Genomic DNA, 12,699 nt, shown 5'->3' with positions numbered 1-12,699 from the left:
GGATTCCTGCTGCCTGCCGCGGCGGGGCTTCGATGCTCGGTACTAGGAGGCGCGGCTGCGGCGCGGAGGTTTACGCGCGTTTCCGCCCTTCGCCTTGGCATCGGTGGGCAGGAAGATGGAGAACACGGTGCCGGAAGCGCCGGGGCGGGTGCTGCTGCGCATGCGGATGTTGCCGTCATGCTTGCGGATGATGCCCTGCGAAACCCAGAGTCCGAGGCCGGTTCCCTTCTCGCCCTTGGTGGTGAAGAAGGGCTCGAAGAGGCGGGCGCGCGCGGCGGGGGCGATGCCGGGGCCGTTGTCGGCGATCACCACGCGCACGCCGCGGCGCTGCGGATCGACGGGATGCGCGGTTTCGTAGACGTGCAGCCGGAGGCGGCCGCGCAGCGGCAGGGCCTCGATGGCATTGATGATGAGATTGGAAAACACTTGGCGGATTTCGCCGGGAAAAGCGAAGACATCGCCGTCGGATTCGTAGCGGCGCTCAACCCGAATTCCCTGCCCGCGAATGCGGCGGTCGTAGAGGGCGAGCACGCCGTCGAGCACCTCGGTGAGCTGGATGGGAACGGCGGTTGTCGTGTCGCGGTAGAAGCCGAGCGTCTGTTTGACGATCGACGCGATGCGCGTGAGCTCCTGCTGCGCGATGGTCACATACTGCGCGGCAGCGGGAGGCAGATCAGGCGTGCGGCCGAGCAGATAGAGCACGTTGGTGACGGCCTCGAGCGGGTTGTTGATCTCGTGGGCGATGGTGGCGGCGAGGCGTCCGACGGTGGCGAGCTTTTCGCTGTTGCGCAGCGCGGCCTCGGTGGCGCGGCGTTCGGTGATGTCCATGAAAGCGGCGACGGCGCCACGAATGCTGCCCTGGTCGTCATGCAGGGGCACAGCGGAGCCGAGCAGGTGGGCGCTGGTCCCATCGGGGCGCACGACCTCGAGTTCATAGTGGTCCACCGGGCGGCCTTCGCGGGCAGCGCGGTGCACGGGCAGCTCTTCGGGGCGCAACTCGCGGCCATTCACGAGGTAGCGCAGCGGTGGACGATCGGCGTTGCCGTCGTTGGGTGAAGCATTCAGGTCAGGCGGAATGCCGAGCAGATCGGCGAGGCGGCGATTGATGCGGATGCGGTCGGCATGCGGATCGTCGGAGATGGCGATGCCGATGGGCACGATGTCGAGCAGGGTTTGCAGTTCGCTGAGGCGGAGCTGAAGGTCGCGGTTCAGCTCGCCGATGTAGCGTTCGGCGCGGCGGCGCTGGCGGCGATTTTCGGCGTCGCTCATCTCGCGCTCGATGGCGGGGCCGAGGCGTCCGAGCGCGTCTTTCATCACGTAATCGTGGGCGCCATACCGCATGGCCTCCACCGCTTTGCGCTCGCCGACCGCTGCGGAAACGATGATGAACGGCAGGTCGAGGTGGCGCTGGCGGAGCAGTTCAAGGGCCGTGGCGATGTCGAAGTTCGGCAGGTAGTAGTCGCTGAGGACGATGTCCCAGGAGTCCTGTTCGAGGGCGGCGATCATCTCCTCGCGGCGAGCGACGCGGCGGACCTGGGGATCGTAGCCCTGGCGCCGCAGCTCGCGATTGAGCAGCAAAGCGTCGTCTTCGGAATCCTCAATGAGGAGTACCCGCAGGGGTTTGCCGGCCATTTCAGGGCTGCCTCGAAAGGGGAGATTCATTCAACGTGAGCCAATAGACACCGAGCTGCCGTGCCGCCTCCATGAACTCGTCGTAGTCGACCGGCTTGCGGATGTAGCTGTTGGCGCCGTTTGAGTAACTGGAGCGCACGTCGCGAGTTTCGTCCCACGAGGTGAGGACCACGACAGGAATCAGACGAGTGGCCTCTTCGGCGCGCAGCCGCTTGAGCACCTCAATGCCGTCGAGCTTAGGAAGACCGAGGTCGAGCAGGATGAGGTCGGGATAGGAGCGCTGGGCTGACGAGGGACCGAACAGGCGCTCCAGCGCCTCGGCGCCGTCGCGGGCGACAACGATGTTACGGATGGCGGCGTGCCGCCGAAGGGCGCGCAAGGTGAGGGCTTCGTGGTCGGGATTGTCCTCAACCAGCAGGACCGTCTTGGCCGGCAGAGCGCTCTGCATTCCGTCCGTCACCCCAAAGTGAAGTAGAAGGTCGCTCCCTGCCCCGGGTCGGATTGGGCCCAGACGCGTCCGCCGTGGCGGGCAATAATGCGCTGAACGATCGCCAAGCCGACACCCGTGCCTTCGAACTCGCCGGGCGCGTGCAGCCGCTGGAAAGGCTGAAAGAGTTTGCCTGCGTACTCCATGTTAAACCCGGCGCCGTTGTCGCGAACGAAGAAAGCGCGCTCACCCAGGACAGACGTCTCACCAAATTCGATGCAGGCTTGGGGCTTCCCGGCTGTGAACTTCCAGGCATTTCCGAGCAGGTTGGCGAGAGCGGCTTCCAGCAGCCGGGGATCGCCGCTGGCGGTCAGGGACGGTTGAAGTTTTACTTCAATGTCTCTGTCATTGTCATTGTCCTGCAACTCTTTAACCACCAATTGAGCAAGGGCGGTCAGATCCACCGGGTCGCGGGTGAGCTCGGCGCGGGAGAGCTGCAACAGGTCGTCGATAAGGCGTCCCATGCGGCTGCTGGCGTTGCGCACGCGCCGCAGGTCATCGCGCGCCTGCAGGTTGAGCTCGGGGCCGTAGTCTTCCAGCAGCATCTGGCTGAAGCCGTCGATGCTGCGCAGCGGGGCGCGCAGGTCGTGCGAGACCGAGTAGCTGAAGGCCTCCAGCTCGGCGACGGCGGCCTGCAATTCGGCGGTGCGCAGCCGGACGCGCTCTTCCAGCTCGAGGTTGAGTTGTTCGACTTCGCGGCCCTTCTGCTCGAGCTCGCGCGCGGCCACCACCTGTTGGTGGTAAAGGTGGGCGTGCTGAATGGCGGTGGCGATGCGGTCGGCGGCGTACTGCAGGAGGTCGCTCTCTTCGGGAGCGAACTGCCGCGGCTGGCGGCTGCCAACGTGAACCACCCCGATCACGCGTCCCTCGGCGATCAGCGGCGCGCCGAGCAGGGAGACGACGCCGGAGTTGCGAAGCACGTCGCTGAACCCTTCGACGGCGGTGAGATCTTCGATCGCCACCGGGCGCGGTGAAGAGGCGATGCGCCCGGCCACACCGCGTCCCCATGGAATCCTGACTTTCTGGACGACCTCCTGCTCGAGGCCGACAGCGGCGCGAACCACGAACTCGTCTTCGTGCTCGTCGCGCAGAAGAATGGCAATGGTGTCGCCATCGAGCAGCCCTTGCAGGCGGGAAACCAGTACTTTCAGCAGGTCGGGCAATTCCAGGTGTGCGAGCGCGGCCTCGGTGATGGTCTGGAGGCGGCGCACGCTTTCCACCGCCTCTTCGGCGGCGCGGCGGGCGCGCTGCTCGCGCTCCAAGAGCTCGGCGCGCTCGCGCTCCACGCGCTTGTGCTCACGCAGATCGAGGGCGAGCGCGATGGCGCGCTCGGAGCCGGGCTCGTCGAGCAGCGCGGCGGCGAGCACCGGAACGCGCTCGCCGTCTTTGCGAACAAGTTCGCCCTCGCGGGGCGCGAGCGAACCATCCCTGATGAGGTGAACAAATTCCATGCGGCTGGATTCCACGCGATCGGGCGGGATCAGTTGCGGCCAGCGCACCGAGGAAAGTATTTCTTCGCGCGTGTAGCCGAGCATTTCAACGGCGGCATCGTTGATCTCGGTGATGTTACCGTCCAGCTCGACGGTAAGGATGCCCATGATGTTGGAGTCCACCAGGCGCCGGAAGCGGGCCTCGCTGGTGCCGAGCAAGTACCCGAGCTTGCGGTTGGACTCCTGAAGGTCTTCATACGTGGCCTCGAGCGCGGTGCGGCGCTGCTCGGCCAGTTTTTCGGCGCGAACGAGCGAGAGCGTGCGCGGAACCAGCGGCGGCAGCGCAACCGCGGTAAATGCCGAAGCCAGCGCGGTAATGACTTTGACCTCGCCGCTCAGCCAGTAGTACGGCTTGAAGACGGTGAGCACCTCCATGAAGTGGGTAAAGCCGCAGGCAACGATGAACAGGCCGAAGGCGACGAAGATCCATCGGAAGGGTATTTCCCGGCGGCCGCGATACACCAGATATCCGAGGGTGAAGGAAATGGCGACGTAGGAGAGGCCGATGACGACGTCAGCGGTAATGTGCAGATACGCGAGCGGACGGTTGCCGAGGTAGCAGTACCAGTGCGGCAGAAAGTCCGTCGCCAAAAGATGCCGCAGGGCGGGCCAGAGAGCGAGGGCCGCCAGGAAGGGCAGCGTCCAGAAGACGATGACACGTTGGGTGTGATTGGCGGGCAACGAGGGAGGAGTGGCTGCGTCGGAAACGGGCATAAGGTGCGGACCTCAGGACGGAATAGCGGGCGCGCAGAGAGGACAGCGTTGCAGGGGATTCTAGCACCGGATTTCCGGAGCTGAACTTCAGGATGAGTTTCCAGGGAGGGCCAGTTCGCCAGCAAGGTCTCTGTAGCCCGGAAAGTCATGAGATGTGGCGTGCCGGGCGAGAGCGCCGGCCGCCGCAACGTTGAACTCGGGAGCCGTGGTAGCAAGCTCGCGGACGAGGGCGTCCGCGCCACACGGTCCGTGGTGGCGTGCCGGGCGAGGGCGCCGGCCGCTGCAACATTGAACTCGGGAGCCGTGGTAGCAAGCTCGCGGACGAGGGCGTCCGCGTTACACGGTCCGTGGTGGCGTGCCGGGCGAGGGCGCCGGCGGGCGCGTGGTGCGGCGCGTCAGTAGCCGCGGGATTTGTCGACCAGGTTGAGCAACGGCCGGCCAGCGAGGAAGCGGCGCATGTTTTCGGCGATGAGCGCGTAATGGCGCTCCCAGAGTTTCTCTGTTACGGCGGCGGTGTGCGGGGTGATGAAGACGTTGGGCAGGGTCCAGAGGGGCGAGGAAGCGGGGAGCGGCTCTTCGTCGAAAGTATCGAGGGCGGCGCCGGCGAATTGGTTGCGGCCGAGCGCGTGGGCAAGAGCGGCGGCGTCGATGAGCGGGCCGCGAGCGACGTTGACGAGGTAGGCGTCTTTGCGGAGGCGCGCGAGGCGATCGGCGTTGAACAACCGCAGTGTGCGCGGCGTGAGCGGCGCGGCGAGGACGACGTAGTCGGCGCCCGGGAGCAGCGAATCGAGCTGGTCGAAGCCGTGGACCTCGTGCGCAGTTTCGGCGCCGCGAGCCGGATTTTCGCGCACGGCGGCCACGCGCATACCGAGCGCGGCGGCGCGAGAAGCCACTTCCCTGCCGATGTTGCCCAGTCCGATGAGCAGCAGGTTAGCGCCGGAGACCTCGCGCGGGCGCGGCTCGGTGTCCCACATGATCTGCTGCGCCCAATTTTTTTCCTGCTGATAGCGCATGGCCCACGGGAGGCGCTTGGCCAGGGCGAGGATGAGCGCGATAGCGTGCTCGGCGACCACCGGGCCGTGGATGGTGGCGGCGTTGGTGATCATGACGTCGCTTTGCGCGATGGAGGGCACGAGCAGGAGCTGGTGCACGGCAGCGGCGGGAGAGTGGATCCAGCGGAGTCTTTTGGCGAGCGCGAATTGCTCGGCGCGAAGCGACCACCCGATGAGGGCGTCGGCCGACGCGATGTGGTCTTCGACGTTCTGGTAGCTGGGGAGCTGGGTGGCGTGGACCTGCGGAAAATCGCTCCGGAGGCGCGTGCTGAGCCAGTCGGGCGCGCGCCAGAGGGAGAAGGGATGGTAGACCACAGCCAGAACGTTGATGCGATGGTTGTCGGTCATGCGAAGGTCAAAGCTTAACGGCAAAGGACACAAAGATACACAAAGGAGTGGTGTGCGCGGAGCGCTGAACGCCGCTGATCGTTGTGGTGCGAACAGCAAATGCAGATCCCTCGCGCAAGGAACGCGCTCGGGATGACAATTCCTGAGGGTTCGTCGTGACTTGCCGACGGGCGAGGGCACCCGTCGCTACAACGTAAAGGGATTGACCTTCGCGCAAAGAACGCGCTTGGGATGACAATTCCTGAGGGTTCGTCGTGACTTGCCGACGGGCGAGGGCGCCCGTCGCTACAACGTAAAGGGATTGACCTTGGCAGCAGTGATGGCAAGTTCGCGGACGAGGGCGTCCGGGCCACACGGTCCGTGGTGGCGTGCCGGCCGGCGAGGGCGGGCGCGCCGCTACAACGTTGGAAATACCAGCGCGGGGCGAGGTCGCCCGCGTCCACACGGGCCGTGGTGGCCGCGGGAGACGTAGCAAGCTACGTCTCTACGGCTTCCCTACGGTTTCACCCGCAGGTCGCGGCCGGTCATCTCTTTGGGCTGCGGGATTCCGAGGACGCCGAGAATGGTGGGCGCGATGTCCTGAAGGGCGCCGTCGGGGCGGAGGGAAAAGTTCTTGCCATCGTTGCCCGCGATGATGAGCGGCACGGGGTTGGTGGTGTGCGCGGTGTGCGGGCCGCCGGTGGCGGGATCAATCATCATTTCGGCGTTGCCGTGGTCGGCGGTGACCAGCACCGCGCCGCCGTGCGCGCGCACGGCTTGCAGAATGCGGCCGAGGCAGGCGTCCACGGTTTCCACGGCTTTGATGGTGGGCGGGATTTTGCCGGAGTGGCCCACCATGTCGGCGTTGGCGAAGTTCACGATGATGACGTCGAAGGCGGTATCGTTCACGGCCCTCGTGACCACGCCGGCAATTCCCTCGGCCGACATTTCCGGCTTCAGGTCGTAGGTCGCAACCTTCGGCGAAGGGACGAGGGTCCGCTCTTCGCCGGGAAACGGCTCTTCGACACCGCCATTGAAGAAATACGTCACGTGCGCATACTTTTCGGTTTCCGCGACGCGCAGGTTGCGGAGGCGCTGCTGGCCCATGACGTTGGCAAGGATGTTGTCGAGCGACTCGGGCGGCACGACGTAGGGCAGGGTGAACTGCTTGTCATAGCGCGTCATGCAGATGTAGGTCAGGTTCTTCGGGACGCGATCGCGCGGGATGGTGGCGTCGAGGTCGGCGGCGCCGGGGAGTTCGCGTCCGGCTTGCGGGGTGAGTCCGCTCTCGCGGGCGAGGGCGCGGGTGATCTGGCGGGCGCGGTCGGCGCGGAAGTTGAAGCAGATGCAACTGTCGTCGTCGCGAATTGTGGTGACGGGCCCGCCGCGATTGTCGGCGACGACAAAGGGCACGATGAACTCGTCGGTCACGTCTTTGTTGTAGGAATCCTTGATTCCCTGCACCGGGTCCACGTAGCGCGCGGCCTCGCCGTCGGCACGGACGATGGCGTTGAACGCCTTCGCGACGCGCTCCCAGCGGCGATCGCGGTCCATGGCGTAGTAGCGGCCGCTGACGGAGGCGACGCGGCCCACGTTGTACTCGCGCATCTTCTGCTGGAGCGCCTGCATGTATCCGGCGCCGGAGGTGGGAAGCGTGTCGCGACCGTCCATGAAAGCGTGGACGAAGGCGCGATCCACGCCCTGCTGGCGCGCCATCTTCAATATTGCGAACAGGTGGTGGATGTGCGAGTGCACGCCGCCATCGGAGAGCAGGCCGAAGATGTGCAGGCGGCGGCCGCCGGAGCGCGCGTTCTTCATCGCCGCGAGCAGCGCGGGGTTGGAGAAGAAGTCGCCGGACTGGATCATCAGGTCGATGCGGGTGATGTCCATGTAAACGATGCGGCCGGCGCCGATGTTGAGATGGCCGACTTCGCTGTTGCCCATCTGCCCGTCGGGGAGGCCGACGAAATGGCCGCTGGTGTGGATGAGCGTGTTGGGGAAGTCGGCGAGCAACTTGTCGTAAACCGGCTTGCGGGCGAGCGAGATGGCGTTGGCGGGCGAGGGCGGGGCGTATCCCCAGCCGTCGAGGATGACGAGGACGAGTGGCTTCGGGCGCGGCATCGGCGGCGATTGTAAACGAAGGCCAACCGCGGAGACGCGGAGGCGCGGAGCAGACTGCCGAAGGGCCGAATTGCGGAACTGCGGAATTGAAAAGCAAGAGGCCGTCACACCAGGGACACGAAGGTTGCACGAAGGACACGGCGAGAAATCGAGCGTGGTTGAGATTCCCTCGGGCAGCCCAGACGGCGCCTTCGGTCGCGGGGTCCTTCGACTGCGCACGCGATCCCGCCGTGGCGGAATCGCACGCTTCGCTCAGGATGACTTCGAGGGAGAGTGGCCGCAATTGTGAGACGGCAGCCTATCAGGCAGGCCGTTTCACGCGGACGACGGTGATTTTGCTGAAGCCTTCGTCAAAAGTCGGCGGCTTCAGCTTGGCGGCCATGCGCTGCATGACGTCTTCGGGGACAACCCGCTCGCGGCGGCGGTTGCGCTCCAGGCAGACTTCGAGCGGGACATCGAAGAAAACCGCGTGCACTTCGTAGCCGAAGCCGCGGGCCATTTCGATCCACTGCTGGCGCTCGCGCGGGTTGAGGTTGGTGGCGTCGACGTAGTTCCACGGCATGCGGGCGATGAGGCGGGCGCGCAGCATGGCGCGGAGCACGCTGAAGACCAGGTGCTGAAAGCGCTGCTCGGTGATGTTGTCGAACAGCACCGTGCGCAGCAGGTCGCTGGAGAGCGGTGTAACGCCGCGGCGCTTGAACCAGGTGGTCTTGCCCGAACCGGGCAGGCCGATGGCGAGCACGACGACGCCGCGCGGCGCGCGTGGCGGCGCCGGCGCGCCTGAGGGCGTCAGCTCGGGCGCGAAGGGCGTGGTCGGGCCGGAGGTGGGCTCGTCGAGTTCGGCGTCGGAGGGCGCGAAGTCATTGGTCATTTGCCCGGCGCCGCTGGATCCACCGTAACCGGCGGCGAAATCGGGACGGAGGGGCGTGGGAGCGGAACCGGAAGGCGAAGGGCGCTGTGCGGCGCGCTGCTCGGGTCGCGACGAAGTGTCGCGCGCGCCCTGCCCGGCTTGCTCCTGCTGCTGCGGGCGTGCGCGGCCGGCGCCTCCGCGGCGGCCACGGCGTCCGCGACGGCGGCGCGAGCGGCGGCCTGCGGGCGCGGCGGCGTTGGATGCGAACGCGGAATCAACGTTGCCGTTCACTTCCGGCGCGGCGGGCCCGTCGAAGCCGGGCTGCGCGTCGTCGTCGGACGGCGCAGGCTCGTGACGCGGCGCGCCGAAGCGCTCGTCGGGATAGCGCGGTTCCAGAGGTGGAGGCCCCTGCTGCGGCGGCTGGCGGTCGGTGTTTGCCGCTTCGCCCGATTCCGGGCGCCGCTTCTTGCGGCGGCGTGGCCATTTTCCCATGCATGCGCTTGTAACACAGCGCGGCGGTGGGCGGCAAACGGGGACCAGGAGCTTGAACGCAGGGGACGCAGCGGGGCGCCACGGGCGCGGAGGATCCGATATCTGCATCGCGCGCCAGGAAAGGAGAGCCTGGCGTGACGGCGATGGTTTTGCATTGCGCGTAATCCGAGTGCTAGCATCGGTGGTTTGTTTGGCCAGACCCTTACGCGCCGTGTAGTGCGCGCGCGGCGAGAAGCAGCAGGCTTACGTCTCTACGGACATCAGGAGAAGGACGACGCATGGCGATCAAAGTTGGCATCAACGGCTTCGGGCGCATCGGGCGGAACATTTTTCGCACGGCGATCAACGACGGCAACCTGGACTTCGTGGCGGTCAACGACCTGACCGATCCCAAGACGCTGGCCCACCTGCTGAAGTACGACTCGATCCTCGGCAACCTGACGCACAAGGTGACTGCCGGGCCGGACTACATCGAGGTGGACGGCAGGCGGGTGAAGGTGTTCGCCGAAAAAGATCCGGCGAAGCTGCCGTGGGAGTCGGTGGGCGCGCAGGTGGTGGTGGAGTCGACCGGTCGCTTCACCGACGCGAACGACGCGAAGAAGCACCTGCGCGGGCCGGTGAAGAAGGTCATCATCTCGGCGCCGGCGAAGAACGAAGACGTGACCATCGTCCTGGGGGTGAACGACGGCGCGTACGACGCCGCGAAGCACCACATCATCTCGAATGCGTCGTGCACCACGAACTGCCTGGCGCCGATCGCGAAAGTGGTGAACGACGCGTTCAAGATCCAGAGCGGGACGATGACCACGATCCACTCGTATACGAACGATCAGGTGATTCTCGACTTTCCGCACAAGGACCTGCGGCGCGCGCGCGCGGCGGCGATCAACATGATCCCGACCAGCACCGGCGCGGCCAAGGCGCTGCACCTGGTGATCCCCGAGCTGAAGGGCAAGCTCGACGGCTTCGCCATGCGCGTGCCGACGCCCGATGTGTCGGTGGTGGACCTGGTGGCATTCGTGGAGAAGAAGACGACGCCGGAAGAAGTGAACGCGGCGCTGAAGGCGTGCGCCGAGGGTGGGATGAAGGGCATCCTGGGATACGAGGAGCAGGAGCTGGTGTCGAATGACTTTCGCGGCGACTCGCGGTCGTCGATCGTGGACGCGACGATGACGCGGGTGGTCGCCGGCAACTGTGTGAAGGTCATCTCCTGGTACGACAACGAGTGGGGATACTCGTGCCGCGTGCGGGACCTGATCAATTTCCTCGGTAAAAAGGGGCTGTAAAAAAACCGCTTCACGTTTCGCGTTTCACGTTTCGCGAAAGGGCAAAGACAAGAGCGTTTCACACGAAGGTCGCGAAGGGCGCACTAAAGACACGAAGGGCAGGAAGCGCGCATGAAAGCCGAGACCATGGCGAAATTGTCGATCCGCGATCTGGACCTGACCGACAAGCGCGTGTTCATGCGCGTGGACTTCAACGTTCCCCTGACCGAAGACGGGCGGGTGGCCGACGACACCCGCATCCGCGAGACGCTGCCCACGATCGAGTACGCGCTGCGGCACGGGGCGCGGGTGGTCCTGGCGTCACACCTGGGGCGGCCCAAGGGAAAACCGAATCCGAAGATGAGCCTCAGGCCGGTGGCGGAGCGCCTGCGCATTCTGCTGGACGAGAAACTGGACCGCGGCGAGAACGTTGGGTTCTGTCCCGATAGCGTGGGGCTGGAGGCGGAGGAAATGTCGCGGCAACTGGAGAAAAGCCAGTCGCTGCTGCTGGAGAACCTGCGCTTTCATCCGGAAGAAGAGAAGAACGACGAGAAGTTTTCCAAGGCGTTGGCCAGGCTGGCCGACATTTACGTGAACGACGCCTTCGGAACGGCGCACCGGGCGCACGCTTCGACGGTGGGGATCACGAGGTTTGTTTCGAAGGCGGCGGCCGGGCTGCTGCTGGAGAAGGAGCTGGAGTACCTCGGGAAGGCGCTGCACGAACCGGCGCGTCCGTTTGTGACTATCCTGGGCGGCGCGAAGGTTTCCGACAAGATCGGCGTGATCAAGAACCTGATCGAGAAAGTGGACGCGCTGCTGATCGGCGGCGGCATGGCGTACACATTCCTGAAGGCACGCGGGCAGGAAGTGGGCAAGTCGCTGCTCGAGCCGGACAAGATCGAAGACGCCAGGCAGATGCTGCGGCGCGCCGAAGAGCGCGAGATGCGGCTGCTGCTGCCGGTGGACCACGTGGCGGCGCGCGAAGCGTCGGCCAATGCGAAGGCGCAGGTGATCGCGCCGGGGCAGCCGATTCCGGCGGACATGATGGCGCTCGACATCGGTCCGCGCACGATTGACCTGTTCGTGGAGGAGATCGAGACCGCGAAGATGATCGTGTGGAACGGGCCGATGGGTGTGTTCGAGCTGCCGCCGTTCGCCAAGGGCACGGTGGCAATCGCCGATGCGGTGGCCGGGAATGCCGCCGCGACCTCCATCGTAGGCGGCGGCGACAGCGTGGCCGCGGTGCAGCAGGCGGGCGTGGCCGACAAGATCACGCACATCTCAACCGGCGGTGGAGCGTCGCTGGAGTTTCTCGAAGGGCAGGAGCTTCCCGGAGTCGCGGCGTTGAGCGACAAATAAATCGCTCTGGGCTCTTGGCTCTTGGCTCTGGGCTGACCCGGTTTTGGTTTGGCCAACAGCCAGGAGCCAATAGCTAAGAGCGCCTTTCCTAAGATGCGTAACAAACTCATCGCGGCCAACTGGAAGATGCACAAGACGCCGGCGCAGGCGCGGGAGTTTGTGCGCGCGTTGCTGCCGCTGGTCCAAGGCAAGACGGAAAACGACATCGTGCTCTGCCCGCCGTTCGTGGACATTCCGTCGGTGGTGGAGGAGACGCACGGGTCGCGCGTGGCCGTGGGCGGGCAGAACCTGCATTGGGAAAAAGAAGGCGCGTACACCGGCGAGGTGTCGGCGCAGATGCTGCTGGCGGCGGGATGCAAGTACGTGATCATTGGACACTCGGAGCGGCGGCAATACTTCGGCGAGACCGACGAAATTGTCAACGCAAAGCTGAAGACGGCCCTCGCGGCGGGATTGAAACCGATTGTCTGCGTCGGTGAGGTCTGGCCGGAGCGCGAGGCCGGACTGACCGAAGACGTGCTGCGCCGGCAGTGCTCGCTGGCCTTTCGCGAGGTTTCCGGCGATGAGGCAGGCCCGATCGCAGTCGCGTACGAGCCGGTATGGGCGATCGGGACGGGGAAAACGGCGACGCCGCAGATGGCCGACGATGCGCATGCAGTGGTGCGGGCCGTGGCCGCCGAAGCGATGGGCAAAGCGGCGGCCGGCGCGATGCGAATTCTGTATGGCGGAAGCGTGAAGCCCGAAAACGCGCGGGCGCTGATGGAGCAAGGACACATCGATGGCGCGCTGGTGGGCGGGGCGAGTTTGGATCCGAAGTCCTTCGCGGCGATCGTGGCGAGTGCGTAGAAACGCAGGTTTCACGTTTCCCGGTTCACGTTTCACGTTTCCCAAAAAAGCAGGACCATGCCCC

The 12,699-nt window shown here is 65.7% G+C and carries 9 protein-coding genes; 3 read left to right on the top strand and 6 right to left on the bottom strand.

Features of this window, described 5'->3' with window-relative positions; genetic code table 11:
- Positions 1-42 precede the first annotated feature (42 nt).
- The 6 genes from VFA60_15570 to VFA60_15545 form a co-directional block, all read right to left on the bottom strand.
- Complete coding sequence (locus tag VFA60_15570; GenBank protein HZQ93211.1) at positions 43-1,632, bottom strand: ATP-binding protein; 1,590 nt, start codon at positions 1,630-1,632, stop codon at positions 43-45.
- 1 nt (position 1,633) lies between these two features.
- Positions 1,634-2,080, bottom strand: a complete 447-nt coding sequence (locus VFA60_15565) for a response regulator (GenBank protein HZQ93210.1) — start codon at positions 2,078-2,080, stop codon at positions 1,634-1,636.
- 8 nt (positions 2,081-2,088) lie between these two features.
- On the bottom strand, positions 2,089-4,323 hold the full coding sequence (locus VFA60_15560) for an ATP-binding protein (GenBank protein ID HZQ93209.1): 2,235 nt from the start codon (positions 4,321-4,323) through the stop codon (positions 2,089-2,091).
- A 395-nt stretch (positions 4,324-4,718) separates the two neighbouring features.
- Positions 4,719-5,723, bottom strand: a complete 1,005-nt coding sequence (locus VFA60_15555) for a D-2-hydroxyacid dehydrogenase (GenBank protein ID HZQ93208.1) — start codon at positions 5,721-5,723, stop codon at positions 4,719-4,721.
- A 495-nt stretch (positions 5,724-6,218) separates the two neighbouring features.
- Complete coding sequence (gene gpmI / locus VFA60_15550) at positions 6,219-7,823, bottom strand: 2,3-bisphosphoglycerate-independent phosphoglycerate mutase (protein ID HZQ93207.1); 1,605 nt, start codon at positions 7,821-7,823, stop codon at positions 6,219-6,221.
- Between the two features lie 301 nt (positions 7,824-8,124).
- The gene (locus tag VFA60_15545; GenBank protein ID HZQ93206.1) at positions 8,125-9,165 is read right to left on the bottom strand and encodes an ATP-binding protein; all 1,041 of its coding nucleotides are present in this window, start codon (positions 9,163-9,165) and stop codon (positions 8,125-8,127) included.
- Between the two features lie 278 nt (positions 9,166-9,443).
- On the opposite strand from VFA60_15545, the gene gap reads away from it, so the two are divergent.
- From gap to tpiA, 3 genes are all read left to right on the top strand, one after another.
- On the top strand, positions 9,444-10,451 hold the full coding sequence (gene gap / locus VFA60_15540; GenBank protein HZQ93205.1) for a type I glyceraldehyde-3-phosphate dehydrogenase: 1,008 nt from the start codon (positions 9,444-9,446) through the stop codon (positions 10,449-10,451).
- A gap of 126 nt (positions 10,452-10,577) precedes the next feature.
- Entirely contained in the window at positions 10,578-11,789 is a 1,212-nt protein-coding gene (locus tag VFA60_15535) for a phosphoglycerate kinase (GenBank protein ID HZQ93204.1), read from the top strand.
- 93 nt (positions 11,790-11,882) lie between these two features.
- Positions 11,883-12,635 (top strand): triose-phosphate isomerase, encoded by a 753-nt coding sequence (gene tpiA / locus VFA60_15530; protein HZQ93203.1) that lies wholly within the window; start codon positions 11,883-11,885, stop codon positions 12,633-12,635.
- Positions 12,636-12,699 lie beyond the last annotated feature (64 nt).

It is taken from the genome of Terriglobales bacterium, assembly GCA_035651995.1.
Classification (GTDB): Bacteria; Acidobacteriota; Terriglobia; order Terriglobales; family Acidobacteriaceae; genus DASRER01.
This window is presented reverse-complemented; position numbering and strand designations above follow the sequence as displayed.